The sequence below is a fragment of the Muribaculum gordoncarteri genome, from assembly GCF_004803695.1.
Lineage (GTDB): Bacteria > Bacteroidota > Bacteroidia > Bacteroidales > Muribaculaceae > Muribaculum > Muribaculum gordoncarteri.
In genome coordinates, this window is the sequence record NZ_CP039393.1 from 2,255,220 (window position 1) to 2,273,552 (window position 18,333).

The following is an 18,333-nucleotide window of genomic DNA, read 5'->3' on the forward strand; positions in this document are numbered from 1 at the left end:
ATGAGAAGACTGACAGCATGGCTCGTCACCGCCGCAGTAAGCCTCGGCAGTGCATCGGCCGATGTGCCCTACAACGCCCCCGGGGCTATGAATCCCGTAATTCCGGGATACTTTGCCGACCCCACGGTGAAGAAATTTGGCGACACATATTATATGTACGCCACTACCGACGGCAGCGGCGCCGGTTTCGGACCCGCCCAGCTATGGTCGAGCAAGGATTTCGTAAACTGGACCCTGATGCCCATGAACTGGCCCGACAGCCACTGGATATGGGCTCCCGATGTTATGCTCAACAAGAACGACGGCAAGTACTACTATGTCTACTGCCAGCCGTGCCAGATACATGTAGGCTCAGGCGAAACCCCGCGCGGCCCGTGGCACAACATCCTCGGCGAGAGCGAGGCGGTGCTTGTCCCCGACCGATTCGTCACCAACGCCATCACCCTTGACGGACAAACATTTGTCGACGACGACGGCTCGATATACATGTATTGGGGCACATGGGGAATATATGACGGTTTCGGCTGCGGTGCAGGCAAGCTCACCCCCGACATGAAGGGATTTACCGAAACCCGCCTCATCCCCAACACCGAGGTGACCGACTTCTTTGAGGCTCCCTTTGTGCTGAAGCGCAACGGCACCTACTACTTCATGTACTCGTCGGGCTCATGTCACGACCACACCTACCGCGTGCAATACGCCACCTCCGACAAGCCCCTCGGCCCCTACACCTACCGCGGCTGCCTGCTTGAGAGCAACGCCGACGGCACCGTACACGGCCCCGGGCATCACAGCGTACTGCAGGAGGGCGACAACTACTACATCGTTTATCACCGTCACGACAACCCGCACTCCAACCGAGGTTTCCACCGTCAGCTGTGCATCGACAAGCTTGAATTTGCCGCCGACGGCTCGATCAAGCCCATCACGCCCACCCACAAGGGCATCGGCGCTCTCGCCAAGAGCAGCGTGACATCGCCCAACCTCGCATTCGGCAAGAGCGTGAAGGCATCGTCATCCTACGACAATGACTTCAAGGCCGAATATGCCGTCGACGACAACAACGGCACCCTGTGGCGTCCCAAGGGCATGGGCCAGGAGTGGCTTGAAATCGACCTCGGTAAAAAAGAGGACATTCGCACGATATGGACTCAATGGGAGTACGGCACCCAGTTCTATCAATACCTCATCGAAACATCGCTCGACGGCAAGTCGTGGGACATCTTCGCCGACAAGCGTGACAACCGCCTCGCCGGAAGCCCCATGGTCGACTTCGGCAACACCGAGGCACGTTACGTGAGAGTGACATTCACCGGCGGCCAGAAGAACGGATTCGGCGGCGCGATATGGAACATCAAGATATTCGGTGACATCGAGGAATCATGTCCGCAGCAATGGCTGGGACTTACAGCCGCCGACTGGGACGGTCGCCGCTGGAACAACAACGAGGGTCAGCTCGGAGGCTATTTCACGCTGAAGTCGGGTGAGGCGCGCTCATGCCGTGTCGACGGCCGCGATGCGCTTGTGCTTCAGCCCGGTACGGTGCTTGAATATGCCAATCCTTTGTTGTCGCCTGCCAAGCCCCACACGCTCAGCGCAATGGAGCACATCAACGGCAAGTGGACGGCAGCCGACCTCGGCAACGCGCTCACCGACGGACGAATAACCATCAGCAGCGGTGACCGTCAGCTCACTATAACCAATCTGCGCTTCTATAACTGGAAGCAGGAGCCGGTGGAAACCGAATTTGACCTCACGACCGACATTCGCCGCATGCCCGTGGCCGACAACTTGCTTAACGGAATCGTTGTCGACATCAACGCCGACAACTTCGCTACGGGCGACACAATCCCCTATTTCGACAACAACGGTGTCGAAGGCTACTTTGAAGCCATGTCACAGCCGGCCGTAATCACCGAAATCGAAGGAAAGAAGGCGTTCAAGTTTGACGGCTCGCAAGTCTACATGTCATCATTCGCGTTGCCGGCCACCCTGCGCGACAACGCTCCTTACACTCTGGAAATGTGGATTCTGAATCCCGAAATCGCCGAAAACGAGTGCATCGCCGACTTCACCACCTCACACGACGAGCTTGAAAAGATAATGGCCGTGAACGGCACCGAGCCACGATGCGGAGTGATGCAGCACTACGGATGGTATGAGGACGCGGGCTGGAAGGATGTCAAGAACCTCGAAGGCAAGTGGCAGCATGTCTACGTGTGCTTCGACGGCCGAATGGAGCGCGTCTACATCAACGACAATCTGGTCAGCGAAAAGGACATACAGTTACTTGTCAAACCGTCGCAATACATAACCCTCGGACGCAATGCCGAGCGCGATTGGCCCTTTACAGGTTATCTGCATTCACTGAAACTCTGGGACGAATATATACCATATAATAAATAATCATTATCATCATGAAAAAGTTATTAGCAACAATGCTGTTGACAGCAGTCGTGGCAAGTGCCTCGGCCAAGTCGCCAAAACAGCAATCGCACGGATACCCCATCGACCCCGTGCCATTCACTTCGGTGAAAGTGACCGACAATTTCTGGGGCCAACGCCTTAAAGCAAGCCGTGAGGTGACTATTCCCCTCGCATTCAGCAAGTGTGAGGAAACGGGTCGCTATCAGAACTTCATCAACGCAGCCCACCCCAGCGACACAATAAAGGTTGGCGGCCTTGCATTTGACGACACCGATGTCTACAAGACAATCGAGGGCGCAAGCTACCTGCTGCAGACCTATCCCGACAAGAAGCTTGAACACTATATCGACAGCGTGCTCGTGATCGTGGCCGCAGCCCAGGAGCCCGACGGCTACCTATACACAAGCCGCACGATGAACCCCAAACATCCCCACGAATGGGCCGGCTCAAAGCGCTGGGAGATGGTGGAGGATCTGTCGCACGAGTTCTACAACCTCGGCCACATGGTTGAAGGAGCAATCGCCCACTACCAGGCTACCGGAAAGCGCAACTTCCTCGACATCGCAATCAAGTATGCCGACTGTGTGTGCCGCGAAATCGGCGACAATCCCGGACAGGTTGTACGCGTACCCGGACACCAGATTGCCGAAATGGCGCTTGCCAAGCTCTATCTCGTGACCGGCGACAAGAAATATCTCGACCAGGCAAAGTTCTTCCTCGACAAGCGAGGCTACACCACCCGCACCGACGAATACAGCCAGGCCCACAAGCCTGTTGTGGAGCAGGATGAGGCTGTAGGTCACGCAGTTCGTGCCGCCTACATGTATGCCGGAATGGCCGATGTGGCTGCGCTTACCGGCGACTCGGCCTACATCAACGCAATCGACAAGATCTGGGACAACATCGTAGGCAAGAAGTACTACATCACCGGCGGTATCGGTGCCACCAGCAACGGCGAGGCATTCGGCAAGAACTATGAGCTCCCCAACATGTCGGCCTACTGCGAAACTTGCGCAGCAATCGGCAATGTATATGTCAACTACCGCCTGTTCCTGCTTCACGGCGATTCAAAGTACTACGATGTGCTTGAGCGCACACTCTATAACGGTCTCATTTCGGGCGTGTCGCTCGACGGAGGAGGCTTCTTCTACCCAAATCCTCTTGAATCGATAGGTCAGCACCAGCGTCAGCCCTGGTTTGGCTGTGCCTGCTGTCCCTCCAACATCTGCCGCTTCATCCCGTCGCTTCCCGGCTACATCTATGCCGTTAAGGACCGTGATGTTTACGTGAACCTCTTCATGTCCAACACCGCCGACCTCGATGTCGCAGGCAAGAAACTCGTTCTCAGCCAGTCGACCCGCTATCCCTGGAACGGCGATGTTAACATAAAGGTCGACAAGAACAATGCCGGCAAGTTTACAATGAAGATCCGCATCCCCGGATGGGTTCGCAATCAGGTGGTTCCGAGCGACCTCTACACCTATTCCGACGGAAAACGCCTCGGCTACACCGTTACTCTTAACGGAACTCCACTCACCGGCGAACTAAAGGACGGCTATTTCTGCATCGACCGTCAATGGAAGAAGGGCGACCAGGTTGACGTTCACTTCGACATGGAACCGCGCACAGTGAAAGCCAACAACAAAGTTGAAGCCGACCGCGGACGCGTGGCTGTTGAGCGCGGCCCCATCGTGTACTGCGCCGAGTGGCCCGACAACGACTTCGATGTACTGAGCGTGTTCATGAACCGCAATCCCAAGTTTGAAGTTGTAGAGAAACCCGAACTTCTCTACGGCATCAATGAACTTGTAACCGATGCCCAGACACTGGGATATGACGACAAGGGCCGACTCACCACTACCGATGTCAAGCTCACCCTCATCCCCTACTACTCATGGGCTCACCGCGGATCGGGCGCAATGGCCGTGTGGTTGCCTCAGGAGCTTTCGGCTTCTCGTCCCACAATGCCCGCAACCCTTGCCTCGGAAAGCAAAATCAACGCATCGCACATGGCATCGTCAATCTCGGCAATCAACGACCGTCTTGTTCCGAAAGACGAAAACGACCGCTCTATGCCCTACTACCACTGGTGGCCCAAGCAAGGCACTACCGAGTGGATAAGCTACGAGCTGCCGCAGCCCTCAACCGTACAAAGCTCGACCGTGTACTGGTTTGACGACGCACCTTGGGGCGGTTGCCGTGTTCCCAAGTCGTGGAAAATATACTACCGTGACTCACAGGGTCAATGGCAGCCCGTAACAGGAGCCGACAATTACGGCACTGTAAAGGGAGCGGCCAACACCGTCAACTTCGACCCCGTGAAGACATCGGCTGTCAAGCTCGAAGTCACCCAGCCCGCCGAATACTCATCGGGACTCTTTGAGTGGGAAGTGAAGTAAGTAAGTCAACTCAATAACAATCCGCTTAACGGCAGTCGGAATCACCACCGGCTGCCGTTGCTTTTATAATTTGCGGTGTGAGTTATTTTAAGTAATTTTGTAGCCGAATTTATCATTGCATGACACATTACAGCGACATTCTAAACCAACTTCAATCCACAGGCAACTACCGTGAGATTCCCGCCGACGGAGATTTCCGGGGCATCGACTTCTCGACCAACGACTACATGGGGCTGGGCAACGACCGGGAGCTGCAAAGGCAGTTTTTTGACAATGTCGACAACCGCGCAATACCCATGACCTCGTCGGCGTCACGCCTGTTAGCTTCACGCCAGCACGAGCATGAAGCGCTTGAGCGGTTGCTCTCTGACCTATACGGTCGCAGCACGTTGCTGTTTAACAGCGGCTACCACGCCAACACCGGAATCATCTCGGCCCTTGCCGATTCGGGAACCTACATCGTGGCCGATAAGCTGGTTCATGCAAGCATAATCGACGGCATAGTGCTGTCACGCGCACCGTTCACAAGGTTCCGTCACAACGATTACGACCATCTGGAGCGGATACTGCAACGCATAGCCGACTCCCACGAGCGCATACTCGTAATAACCGAGTCAATCTTCAGCATGGACGGCGATGCGGCCGACATAGACCGGCTGACCGACATTAAGCGACGCTTCAACAACGTGATTCTCTACATCGACGAGGCCCATGCATTCGGCGCCGCCGGACATCGTGGGTTGGGATTGTCGCGCGACAACGCCAACTACAACGATGTCGACATCATAGTCGGCACATTCGGCAAAGCGGCAGCTTCGTCGGGAGCCTTCGCGGTAGTCGATTCCACAATAAAGAATTTCCTCATCAACCGCTCACGCAGTTTCATATTCTCAACCGCGCTGTCGCCCATGACATGCGCATGGACATCCTTTGTAATCGAGCGGCTTGTCACGATGGATGCTGAGCGCGACCGCCTGGCCATGCTCGGAAAGCACTTTGCCGAGAAGCTTTCGGCCATCTCAGCGAAACCGGTTGTGGAGAGCCACATAATACCCTTCATCGTAGGCGATGCATCGCTTACGGTCGACATGTCATTGCAGCTTCGCGCACTCGGCTACAAAGTGCTGCCGATACGCACCCCCACAGTCCCGGCCGGAACCGAACGACTGAGATTCAGCCTTAGCGCATCGATGGATGTCAGCGACATCGACAGAGTTGTAAATGCAATAAAAAGCATCATGAAATGAAGCAGGAATTCATAACCCGTCATAGTGGAAACCGCAGGCTCATACTCATCTTCCTGGGATGGGGCATGACCGATGCCGTGCTCAATTCGGTTGAACGGCTCGACGGCTATGACATCATGGCTGTGTGGGACTACCGCGACGAATCGTTTGATGCCGAAATCATCAACTCCTATCGTGAGATATTCGTATTCGCATGGTCGTTTGGCGTATTCATGGCCGCACGCACCCTTGCACGCAACAGTTCACTCCCAGTAGCGCTGAAGGTGGCGATAAACGGCACACTGAATCCCGTTCACGACACACTCGGCATACCCTCGGCCATATTCCACGGAACACTTGCCGGATTGAACGAGCGATCACTCGCAAAGTTCTATCGCCGGATGTGCAGCGACATCTCCCAATTCAACGAGTTCAAGGGCAACTATCCCGAACGTGACATCGACGGCCTCAAAGATGAGTTGACAGCAATCGAGCGTTACGCAGCCGACGGCTCACCGCTCGACACTTCATGGCACCGCGTAATCATCGCTGCCGACGACAGGATATTCCCTCCTGAAAACATGGCGAAGGCGTGGGAACACACTCCACGCACAAGCAAAATCGCAGGCGGGCATCTCCCGCAATGGCAAAAGATACTAGAGAGCGAAATAATCAACAAGAAGGCTGTAGGTGAAAAATTTGAGAGCAGCGCCTCGACCTACGATGAAAACGCGATTGTCCAGAATCGCATAGCCGCTACCTTGTGGAAACTTTGGCGCGAGAACATGACATCGCAGCCGTGCAGCATACTTGAAATAGGTGCCGGAACGGGAATGTTGACAAGAGAATATGCACCGGTGCTGACCGATGCCGACATAACCACCTGGGACTTGACCAATGCGATACGCCCGCTTCCGACCGGCAAAGCGGTCACAGGCGACGCCGAGGAGCTTGTCTACGACGCTCTCCCCGACAGCTTCGACACAATCGTGTCGGCTTCAACATTCCAATGGTTCAACTCTCTGCCCATGTTCCTGAACAACGCATCACGCATCATGCGACGGGGCGGCATACTGGCATTCTCGACATTCGGCCACGACAACATGAAGGAGCTGTCGGCGATAACCGGCTCATCATTGCGATATTTCAGCAAGCAGGAGCTGTGTGACATGATTCCTGAAGGATTTGAAATATGCGAAGCTCTTGAAGAGCGGATTACAATGTACTTCAATTCGCCGCGTGACATACTGGTGCATCTGCGCGACACCGGAGTTAACGGAGTGTACACTCCGTCCAACAACCTCGCACGCATAATGCACGAATATCCGCGACACGACGAAGGATGTCCGTTGACCTATCATCCAATCTACATAATTGCAAGAAAAAAATAATGGGAAAGACAATTTTCATATCGGGCATCGACACCGATGCCGGAAAGACATACGCCACAGGATGGCTGGCAAAAAACTACATGGACAAAGGGCTCTCGGTAGCCACTCAAAAGTTTATCCAGACAGGCAACAAGGAGTTCTCGGAGGACATTGAAGCCCATCGCAAAATAATGGGCATAGAGATGCTGCCCGAGGACATCGACCACACTACCGCTCCGATAATATTCAACTATCCCGCGTCGGCCCAGCTGGCGGCCCGAATCGACGGCAGGGAGATTGACCTGTCGCTTGTCGACAAAAGCCGTGAAACACTGTCGTCGCGCTACGACATATTGCTTATCGAGGGTGCCGGCGGACTGATGGTGCCCATAACCGACGACTACTTCACGATCGATTACGTGGCCGACCGGAATCTGCCCATAATACTTGTGACCAACGGCATTCTCGGCTCGATAAATCACACCATACTGTCGCTCGAGGCGATCAGCAAGCGCAACATCAAGCTACATTCGGTAATCTACAACACCCACTTCGACAAGGACAAGGTAATTGCCGAGGACACGCTCGGATTCATACAACGATATGTAGCTAAACATTTTCCCAATAGCGAAGTGCTGGTCATGTAGTTTTGATTTAATATCCGTTAATATAAGTCAAACTAACTTATACCGCAAACTCTGTTAAAACACATTTTATTATCTTTGAAGCGACACATATATACTAATTGGACATCAACGAGAAATCTAACATACAGATGAATGTCAAAACTATAATACTATCAATATCAAAAGAGCAGCTTGCAGCTCTACCGACCGTTACCTACCCGGGGCACATCGTGGTAGTGAATACGGTAGAGCAGGCAACGAGCGCCCTTGAGATAATAAAGAGGTATCCCGTAGTAGGCTTTGACACTGAAACCAAACCTTCATTCCGCAAAGGACGCACCAATCAGGTGGCTCTAATACAAATATCTACGGGAGATTGCTGCTATCTTTTCCGAATAAATAAATTCGGTTTTATCCCTGAATTGTGCCGATTGATCGAGGACGAATCGACAACCAAAGTGGGACTGTCGTTAAAAGACGATTTTCAGGTTCTGCACAAGATTCAGGAGTTCTCTCCTAAAGGTTTTATAGACCTTCAAAGCATGGTAAAGGAGTATAACATACAGGATTGCAGCCTGCAGAAGATATATGGCATAATATTCAACGAGCGCATTTCCAAGAGCCAAAGGCTATCCAACTGGGAAGCATCGACACTCACCGCTCCCCAGCAGATATATGCCTCAATCGACGCCTGGACATGCCTCAAGATATACAATCACCTTATATCAGGAAACTTCAAACCCGAAGAATCACCATATAAACAATCACAAGAATCTCAATAATAAAACCAATTTGCAATCCATGAAAAAATCGACTTACATCCCATTGCTGCTTACCATCTATCTGGGAGTAATGAGCTATATAGGACGTGATGAATTTTATGCGGGGAATTATGTATATTATTTCAGCATAATAGGAGCTACATTGCTGTGCATAGTGTTGCTGCACTTCTTTCTCAAGAAGCGTGACAAGCTTGCTCAGGAACGTAAGGACGACATGAACAAGAGCCGTTGAAACCCCGCGACCGGAAGAGTGCGATGTCAGTATAGATACTCATTGATCACCCTGTAGGTCAACTCGTTTTCCCGACCGATTTCCCTAACAGGCGGGCGCATGGCTTTAGAGCGGCACTCGTCATTATGCGGCTGCGCAGCCCGGCTTGGCTGTGCGGGCTCACAGGCACGTGCCGGTTGGGACGGTTTTCCATGACATTATCTTTTCTCACAAAGATAATAGCACGAAATGTCCGATTTCACCCCATAATGTCGCGAATCGCATTTTTAAGCTTGTCACATGCGGTTCTTTTCGGCTTGCCCGGCACCGGTGCCCTTGTACTTGGAGCGGGAAGTGTTGATGTTGTATCGCAGTGTAAGCATTACATTTCGGGATTCCTGATAATTTACCGTGGTGACCTTAATATCGCCATTGTACATCACTATGCGCTCATTATTTGTGTCAAATATATCGTTGGCATTAAATTGAATAGAAAACATGTCATCGAAGAATGATTTACGCACTCCGAAATTAAGGTAGCTTCTCGCCTTAAGATAGCAATTTTCGGCGCTTCCCGAAGTCTGTACCATAAAATCGGCATCGATTATCCATCCATGAGGAAGAGATATGGCGTTATCCCAATTGAAAATCAGAATCGGTCGATTAAGCTTCATTTCCCGGTCAAGAAAACGAGTGGCGTAACGACTGCAATATACGCCAATTGTGGGCTGTGGTGACCAGCAACCTACATGGGGTTGCGCACCTATGGCAAACTGATATTTATGACGCGCCTTACTGTTTTCAAATTTGATAAGCTTCACCAACGGGTCATCGTTGTAGCGGTGAGCCGTATAAAATATAGGATTCTTTTCATAAGAGTATATTGCCTGAGCAAAGAAACAGCTCCATTGTGCCATCAGTTGCACGGAGTATATGTCGACCGGTTTTAGTGAAGGGTCGCCACTCTGATAGCTATATCTGTTTATATATTGCAGCGCACCGTCAAGCTGATAATAAGAGGGGCGAGTTGTTCGACTTGTTATGTTAAGCGACAATCCCACTCGTCCTATTTTGGTGGATGCAAAAACCGAAGGGAACCAGTTGTTATATGTCCGGCTACGATCTTCGTCAAGGCGGCCGCCCTCATAGTATTTGTAACGTACATGCTCAAAACGGACGCCCAATCCGGTCTGAAATTTTCCGAAAGTCTGTGTCAACTCGACAAATGCCGAAATATTGTCCTCATTGATTCTTGTATCGCTTCCCGAAATATCGGCTCCCGTGTAAACTGAATTATAACTCACTTTGGAATTAGTGTACTCCTCACCCACTTCGATTTGACCATTCCATAGAGGATAAGACACATTGAGTTTTTCGGCCAACAACCTTTTGCGATTGTCGGCGTCAGTAATCACCGTCCGCTCACTATTGTTTTCGTCAGATTCAAAATGTGTAAAATCCTTTTTTGAATTATTCTCTACATAGTCGGCATTAAAGTCAACATAACCCTCCCCGATTTTGCCGCTATAATATACATTGGCTTCATGTGATGGCATTGTCCTTTCAACAGCCGACTGTATAGTGGACAGCTTCTCGTAGGGTTTTCCGTCATTGGTCACGACCGATTCGATCCTGCCATTCGGCTTGGCTTTCATGCTGCCGCTTTCAAAATATCCACCAAACGAATGATTCTCGCCTATCTGGTAATTGAATCCTATTTTGCCTGAAAAATTCCGAATAGTGTTTATAGTATAAGCATTAATAAGTTGCTCAAAAACACTTTCACCATAGGTTGTCATGCTTGGGACATCATGAAACCGCCTCTTTCCACCATGGAAATACCCATTGGCAAAAATCTCCAATCCTCCATGCCGATACTTCAATGACACATTATCGGTGTTCAAAGCGAAATGGGCCACTTTTAGCCTATTATACAGCGCAATACTGAATCCCTCGCCCTTAGGAGGAAGAGTGACAATGCGGATAACGGCATTAGTTTCAGCCGAATACTTGGCTCCGGGATTACTTATAACCTCGATGGACTTGATTTCGGAAGAGCTTAATTGGTCAAGCGCACTCGGATTAGTAACAACCTTGTTGTTGATGTATATTACCGCCGAACCTCGTCCAAAAACCGAATAATTACCGTCAGAGCCGAAGACAAGAGGAATTCCGGCAAGTACATCATTGGCTGTTCCGGCACTTGCAAGCACCGTGTTGGCTATGGTTGTAATCATTGCGTTTCCGACTATGCGGGTCATGGGCAATTCGCCTTCCACAACAACATTCTGCAACTTCACCGGACTTTCAGAGAGTGATATAACTCCACAATTACCCGATGGAGGAACCTTCATTGAAAAATCATCATATCCGAGATATGATATTTTCAACGTAACATCATTGCTGTCACACGGAATTTTGAAAGCTCCGTCATTGTCAGTGATACCGTAGGTCAACGGTTTTACTTCATCGCCCGACAAAATGTATATGACACCGGCCACCATCGGCTCTTTATCGCCATCCACAACACGGCCATGTATGGTGTAGTGGCCATGCTGAAAGGCTTCGACATAGTAATCGTCACCTTTCTTTATCACCGAAACGGGGTTTATTCCGATTGTTTGGCGCAATGCGTCATAAACATCATCAGTGTTGATTTTAGCCGATACAGTGTAGTTGTCAAGTTCCTTGTAGATGAACGAGATGTTTATTTCGGGGTGATCTTTACTGATTCGCACTATGGCATCAGATATAGGCACATTGTTGAATGTATAGGAATATTCATAAGCACCGGCCGAAATATAGGTCACCATTATTATGAAAGCGGTCAGCAGACTTCGCTTGACTGACAAATGATAAATCAACGACATTTTCAATCAATAATTAATGTGTCATCTTCTTGTTTTATATCTATGCGCTCAAATGTATTAAGCTGCGACACTACTTCATCGAGAGGCAATGCCGGGTCAAGTCTATAATAGAGATGCAGGGATGCGGTTTCTCTACTGTTGAACTTCACTTCAACACCGTAAGCCCTGGCAACCGTTTCCATTATTGCTTCAAGAGGCTCATTTTCAAACATTATAGGCCCTGCTGCCGATATTATCGTATCGGCCGGTGCAGTTATTAAGGAATCGGCTGATGCTACAACCGGTGATTCCAGACGATCGACATCATTTACAGTTGTTGATTGAGGCTTGCGCTCTATCACAGCAACAGTGACAGCAATTCCTGCAGCGACCGCCACAATGGAAGTGCATACCAACGCCGCAATCGAGGCTGCGCGACTTCCAAACCACAAAAGGTAACGACGAGGATTTACAGTGTGCTTACGAGAAAAAGCCTCCCACTCGGCATCGACATCAACAGCTTTGTCAACCTCTATTGCTGAATCGGTCTTGCAGAGGAGATTGTAGATTTCCCTTAACTCAGAATCGGAGAATATTTCATTCAGTTTCTCCTCGGTATATCTCTCGGGATGCTCGATAATGTCAAGCACAAGGGCATATTTACTGGTGCCCTTCGGATCGTCTAAATTACTGTTCATTTTCATTGAGCTTTTGACGGATGACAGTTAATGCATGACTTAGATGACGATAGACGGCTGTTTCACTTATGCCCATTGCAGCAGCGATTCGGGCAAACGGCATTCCCTCGGAAAACCGAAGTTCCATCACCTTGCGGGCCTGTGAGGATATATCCGACTTTATAAGAGCGTATATGCGAGCAATGGTTTCATCATCAGGCCAATCCTCGGTGTCGTATTCCTCGTTGTCGAGAAAGTAGCGATTGGCTATGCGCTGATGAATCTCACAATCCCTGATGTGGTTAAGGCAACGGTTTCTTACCGCTTTAAGAAGATAACCTCCGGCAAGAGTGATGTCGGCATCGGCCAGGGCTGCAACCCGCATATCTCCGCTCAACAAGGCTGCAAAGACATCATGTACAATGTCACATGCAAGATCCTCGTCGTGCAGGAGTGCAACAGCCAATCGATGCATTTTCGCATAATGAGCTTTGAAAAGCCTCTCTATGTCATTTCTGCTTGTCATACACTAATAAGACACATAACATTTTCAAAACTCAACCTTGAGGGATAATTTTTTTTATTAAAAATTTCGGGGAGGGTATAAAAAGAATCAGGCCGGCTGCGATGTGCAGTCGGCCTGATTGTGAAGGGGGCGGTTACCTACTCTCCCACTTTCGCAGTACCATCGGCGTGGCGGGGTTTAACTTCTCTGTTCGGAATGGGAAGAGGTGGAACCCCCGCGCTGTCACCACCTTAGTTTTTCTCTTTTTCCTGTCGTCGCCATCTCTTAGGCGACCGGTGTGGTGGAGGAAGCGGACTTCCTGGAAGCTGATACGGGTCTTCGACTCAATCGAAGCCTCGGACTGTGCATTGCGACCGTCCCGCGGCGGCGTGGCCTGCGGAACCTTTGCATTGAGCACGGGGACTTGCGTCCCGGAAAGGGTTCGGGCGATTAGTATTGCTCGGCTCTGGACGTTGCCGCCCCTGCACCTGCAACCTATCTACGTCATCGTCTTTGACGGCCCTGTGTGGAAATCTTATCTTGGGGAGGGCTTCGTGCTTAGATGCTTTCAGCACTTATCCTGACCAGACGCGGATACCCGGCGGTGCACCTGGCGGTACAACCGGTAAACCGGAGGTCTGTCCAACACGGTCCTCTCGTACTAGTGTCGGAGCCCCGCAAATTTCCTGCGCCCACAGCAGATAGAGACCGAACTGTCTCACGACGTTCTGAACCCAGCTCGCGTGCCACTTTAATAGGCGAACAGCCTAACCCTTGGGACCTTCTCCAGCCCCGGGATGTGACGAGCCGACATCGAGGTGCCAAACCACTCCGTCGATATGAGCTCTTGGGAGGGATCAGCCTGTTATCCCCGGAGTACCTTTTATCCTTTGAGCGATGGCCCTTCCATGCGGAACCACCGGATCACTATGCTCTAGTTTCCTACCTGTGCGACTTGTGAGTCTCCCAGTCAAGCACCCTTGTGCCATTACACTCTGCGGCCGGTTACCAATCGGCCTGAGGGTACCTTTAGAAGCCTCCGTTACTCTTTTGGAGGCGACCACCCCAGTCAAACTACCCACCAAGCAGTGTCCTCGATTGCCGAGTTAGAGACCAAATGTGCGAAGGTCAGTATTTCAACATCGGCTCCACAGGGACTGGCGTCCCTGATTCACAGCCTCCTGACTATCCTACACATCGCACACCCGGTCACAGTGCTAAGCTGCAGTAAAGGTTCACGGGGTCTTTTCGTCCCGCTGCGGGTAATCGGCATCTTCACCGATACTACAATTTCACCGAGCTCATGGTTGAGACAGTGTCCGGATCATTACACCATTCGTGCAGGTCGGAACTTACCCGACAAGGAATTTCGCTACCTTAGGACCGTTATAGTTACGGCCGCCGTTTACCGGGGCTTCAATTCAACGCTTCTCTTGCGATGACGTCTCCTCTTAACCTTCCGGCACCGGGCAGGTGTCAGGCCATATTCTTCGTCTTTAAACTTTGCATGGCCCTGTGTTTTTGTTAAACAGTTGCCTGGACCTATTCTCTGCGCCCCTCCCTGGGGAGGGGACCCCTTATCCCGAAGTTACGGGGTCAATTTGCCTAGTTCCTTAACCATGATTCACTCGAGCGCCTAAGTATGTTCTACCCGACCACCTGTGTCGGTTTGCGGTACGGGCCCGTCACGGATTGCTTAGCGGGTTTTCTCGGGAGCATGGTTACCACCGCTATCCGCTTGCCCGGGGGCTCGCGGTACTATCCCGTTTCACCAGGCGGCGCGTACTTCACTACGCCGCCTATAGCTACGCGGTTCAACGCACTATTCCGTCAGTGCGCGGGTGTGTCACTTCTCCGTCGCCGCATCGCTCCGTGCCGGGGTGCCGGAATGTTGACCGGCTGTCCATCGGGTCCGCCGTTCGGCTGCCCCTTAGGTCCCGACTGTGCCTGAACCGATTAGCGTTGTTCAGGAACCCTTGGTCTTTCGGCGGGGAGGTTTCTCGCCTCCCTTGTCGTTACTTATACCTACATTTGCTTTTCCGATGCCTCCAGCACGCCTTGCGACGCACCTTCAAGGGCCTACGGAATGCTCCCCTACCAATGTCGCTCTAAGCGACATTCCACGGCTTCGGCAGCGGGCTTATGCCCGATTATTATCCACGCGGGATCACTCGACTAGTGAGCTGTTACGCACTCTTTAAATGAATGGCTGCTTCCAAGCCAACATCCTAGCTGTCAAGGCAATCCCACCTCGTTATGGTCTTCAACTTAGCCCGCATTTGGGGGCCTTGGCCGGTGGTCTGAGTTGTTCCTCTCTCGGACGCGGACCTTAGCACCCGCGCCCTCACTCCCGGGATTCGTGCCGCGGCATTCGGAGTTTGTCAGGACTTGATAGGCGGTGAAGCCCTCGCATCCTATCAGTCGCTCTACCTCCGCGGTACATGTCCCGAGGCTGCACCTAAATGCATTTCGGGGAGTACGAGCTATCTCCAAGTTTGATTGGCCTTTCACTCCTACCCTCAGGTCATCCGAAAGCTTTTCAACGCTTACCGGTTCGGTCCTCCAGATGGTGTTACCCATCCTTCAACCTGCCCGAGGGTAGATCACTTGGTTTCGCGTCCACCTCCGCCGACTCAGCGCCCTGTTAAGACTCGCTTTCGCTTCGGCTCCGTGCGTCCTCGCACTTAGCCTCGCCGGCGACGGTGACTCGTAGGTTCATTATGCAAAAGGCACGCCGTCACCACATTACGTGGCTCCGACCGCTTGTAGGCACATGATTTCAGGGTCTGTTTCACTCCTCTGTTCGAGGTTCTTTTCACCTTTCCCTCACGGTACTGGTTCGCTATCGGTCTCTCGGTAGTGTTTAGCCTTGCGAGATGGTCCTCGCGGATTCACGCAGGATTTCTCGTGTCCCGCGCTACTCAGGTGCCGCCCTTGTCGCGTTCACGCTTTCGGGTACGGGGCTGTCACCCTCTCCGGCCCGGCTTTCCAGCCGGTCCCCCTAGCGTTCGCGCGTCCTTGACGGGCGGTCCTACAACCCCCGGTGCCGCCTCGACGGCCCGGGTTTGGGCTACTCCGCGTTCGCTCGCCACTACTTGCGGAATCATTGTTATTTTCTCTTCCTCCGGGTATTGAGATGTTTCAGTTCCCCGGGTTCGCCCCCGGCCATGAGCCGGGTGCCGGAATCGCTTCCGGCGGGTTGCCCCATTCGGAGATCCGCGGATCAATGGGTATTTGCCCCTCCCCGCGGCTTATCGCAGCTTATCACGTCCTTCTTCGCCTCCGAGAGCCAAGGCATCCTTCATGTGCCCTTGTCTCCTTTCCTTAGAGTTTATTTTTTTCGCCTACTCAATCTGTCGCATCGTATATGCATACCTAATGCTTTGATTTCGTCATTTGTTTCACTCGTATCTTGATTCTGATTGCTCAGAATCGCTTCCAGCATGTCAATGTCCTCTTCCTGAGTGGAGAATAACGGATTCGAACCGTTGACCCCCTGCTTGCAAAGCAGGTGCTCTAGCCAGCTGAGCTAATCCCCCCTCGACCCCCTGACGGGGATACAGGTTATGGTGTAAACGGACAAGAAGCACAAGAGCCTCAAATCGTCGTGACCAAAAAGGTCGGAAACCTCGCAGCTCCAATTGACTGCGGACGCTCCAGAAAGGAGGTGTTCCAGCCGCACCTTCCGGTACGGCTACCTTGTTACGACTTAGCCCCAGTCACCGGTTTTACCCTAGGGCGCTCCTTGCGGCAGCGCACTTCAGGCACCCCCGGCTTCCATGGCTTGACGGGCGGTGTGTACAAGGCCCGGGAACGTATTCACCGCGCCGTGGCTGATGCGCGATTACTAGCGAATCCAGCTTCATGGAGTCGGGTTGCAGACTCCAATCCGAACTGAGACAGGCTTTCGGGTTCCGCTCCCTGTCGCCAGGTGGCTTCCCGCTGTACCTGCCATTGTAACACGTGTGTCGCCCCGGACGTAAGGGCCGTGCTGATTTGACGTCATCCCCGCCTTCCTCGCAGCTTGCGCCGGCAGTCTCGACAGAGTCCTCAGCCTAACCTGTTAGCAACTGTCGATGGGGGTTGCGCTCGTTATGGCACTTAAGCCGACACCTCACGGCACGAGCTGACGACAACCATGCAGCACCTCGACACAGGCTCCGTAGAGCCGACCCCTTTCAGGGCCGTTCCTGTGTCGTTTGAGCCCGGGTAAGGTTCCTCGCGTATCATCGAATTAAACCACATGTTCCTCCGCTTGTGCGGGCCCCCGTCAATTCCTTTGAGTTTCACCGTTGCCGGCGTACTCCCCAGGTGGAATACTTAACGCTTTCGCTGTGCCACCCAGGGCCCATTCGCCCCGGACAGCTAGTATTCATCGTTTACTGCGTGGACTACCAGGGTATCTAATCCTGTTCGATACCCACGCTTTCGTGCTTCAGCGTCAGTTGGGCGCCGGTATGCTGCCTTCGCAATCGGAGTTCTGCGTGATATCTATGCATTTCACCGCTACACCACGCATTCCGCATACTTCTCGCCCACTCAAGACCGTCAGTTTCAACGGCGGGCGGAGGTTGAGCCCCCGTATTTTACCGCTGACTTGACAGTCCGCCTACGCACCCTTTAAACCCAATAAATCCGGATAACGCTCGCATCCTCCGTATTACCGCGGCTGCTGGCACGGAGTTAGCCGATGCTTTTTCTTCGGGTACTCTCGACTCCGCCACGCGTGGCGGAATTTGCTCCCCGACAAAAGAGGTTTACAACCCGTAGGGCCGTCATCCCTCACGCGACTTGGCTGGTTCAGGCTCGCGCCCATTGACCAATATTCCTCACTGCTGCCTCCCGTAGGAGTCTGGTCCGTGTCTCAGTACCAGTGTGGGGGACCTTCCTCTCAGAACCCCTAGACATCGTCGCCTTGGTGGGCCGTTGCCCCGCCAACTAGCTAATGTCACGCATGCCCATCCGTTGCCGGAATCGCTTCCTTTGGCCCCAGGGCCATGCAGCCCCGCGGCATTACGCGGTATTAGACGGGATTTCTCCCGATTATCCCCCTGCAACGGGCAGGTCGCATACGCGTTACTCACCCGTGCGCCGGTCGCCGGCGGCAAGGATTGCTCCTCGCCCCGATGCCCCTCGACTTGCATGTGTTAGGCCTGTCGCTAGCGTTCATCCTGAGCCAGGATCAAACTCTTCGTTGTTTGTATCTTTTCTTTTATTTTTCTCTGTTGTCTTGCGACCACAGTCGGCTTCAGGTTCCGCTG

Annotated in this window: 10 protein-coding genes, 1 tRNA gene and 3 rRNA genes; 7 read left to right on the forward strand and 7 right to left on the reverse strand. The window is 52.3% G+C overall.

The window, feature by feature from the left end:
* From E7746_RS09980 to E7746_RS10010, 7 genes are all read left to right on the forward strand, one after another.
* The gene (locus tag E7746_RS09980) at nt 1-2,406 is read left to right on the forward strand and encodes a family 43 glycosylhydrolase (RefSeq protein ID WP_136410700.1); all 2,406 of its coding nucleotides are present in this window, start codon (nt 1-3) and stop codon (nt 2,404-2,406) included.
* A gap of 11 nt (nt 2,407-2,417) precedes the next feature.
* A complete protein-coding gene (locus tag E7746_RS09985; RefSeq protein ID WP_123396206.1) occupies nt 2,418-4,826 on the forward strand; it encodes a glycoside hydrolase family 127 protein in 2,409 nt (802 codons plus the stop codon).
* Nucleotides 4,827-4,945: 119 nt separating this feature from the next.
* Complete coding sequence (locus E7746_RS09990) at nt 4,946-6,073, forward strand: aminotransferase class I/II-fold pyridoxal phosphate-dependent enzyme (RefSeq protein WP_123396205.1); 1,128 nt, start codon at nt 4,946-4,948, stop codon at nt 6,071-6,073.
* Entirely contained in the window at nt 6,070-7,443 is a 1,374-nt protein-coding gene (locus tag E7746_RS09995; protein ID WP_123396204.1) for a pimeloyl-ACP methyl esterase BioG family protein, read from the forward strand. Before E7746_RS09990 ends, E7746_RS09995 begins: the two co-directional genes overlap by 4 nt.
* Nucleotides 7,443-8,069, forward strand: a complete 627-nt coding sequence (bioD, locus tag E7746_RS10000) for a dethiobiotin synthase (RefSeq protein WP_123396203.1) — start codon at nt 7,443-7,445, stop codon at nt 8,067-8,069. The genes E7746_RS09995 and bioD overlap by 1 nt, the downstream gene beginning before the upstream one ends.
* Before the next feature lie 128 nt (nt 8,070-8,197).
* The gene (locus E7746_RS10005; protein WP_123396510.1) at nt 8,198-8,830 is read left to right on the forward strand and encodes a 3'-5' exonuclease; all 633 of its coding nucleotides are present in this window, start codon (nt 8,198-8,200) and stop codon (nt 8,828-8,830) included.
* A gap of 19 nt (nt 8,831-8,849) precedes the next feature.
* Nucleotides 8,850-9,062, forward strand: a complete 213-nt coding sequence (locus tag E7746_RS10010) for a hypothetical protein (RefSeq protein WP_123396202.1) — start codon at nt 8,850-8,852, stop codon at nt 9,060-9,062.
* 275 nt (nt 9,063-9,337) lie between these two features.
* On the opposite strand, the gene E7746_RS10015 is transcribed toward E7746_RS10010, so the two are convergent.
* The 7 genes from E7746_RS10015 to E7746_RS10045 all read right to left on the reverse strand — a co-directional run bounded on the left by E7746_RS10015 (nt 9,338) and on the right by E7746_RS10045 (nt 18,270).
* Entirely contained in the window at nt 9,338-11,854 is a 2,517-nt protein-coding gene (locus E7746_RS10015; protein WP_168184360.1) for a TonB-dependent receptor domain-containing protein, read from the reverse strand.
* Between the two features lie 59 nt (nt 11,855-11,913).
* Nucleotides 11,914-12,588, reverse strand: coding sequence for a DUF4974 domain-containing protein (locus E7746_RS10020; protein ID WP_168184361.1), 675 nt, complete (start codon nt 12,586-12,588; stop codon nt 11,914-11,916).
* Nucleotides 12,578-13,093: an RNA polymerase sigma factor gene (locus E7746_RS10025; protein ID WP_136410703.1), complete on the reverse strand. Its 516-nt coding sequence runs from the start codon at nt 13,091-13,093 to the stop codon at nt 12,578-12,580. Before E7746_RS10025 ends, E7746_RS10020 begins: the two co-directional genes overlap by 11 nt.
* 124 nt (nt 13,094-13,217) lie before the next feature.
* Nucleotides 13,218-13,326, reverse strand: a 5S ribosomal RNA gene (rrf, locus tag E7746_RS10030).
* 176 nt (nt 13,327-13,502) lie between these two features.
* Nucleotides 13,503-16,397, reverse strand: a 23S ribosomal RNA gene (locus tag E7746_RS10035).
* A gap of 140 nt (nt 16,398-16,537) precedes the next feature.
* Nucleotides 16,538-16,611: transfer RNA gene (locus E7746_RS10040), tRNA-Ala, on the reverse strand.
* 121 nt (nt 16,612-16,732) lie between these two features.
* Nucleotides 16,733-18,270 (reverse strand): 16S ribosomal RNA (locus tag E7746_RS10045).
* The 16S, 23S and 5S rRNA genes sit together here with 1 tRNA gene alongside, the layout of an rRNA operon.
* Nucleotides 18,271-18,333 lie beyond the last annotated feature (63 nt).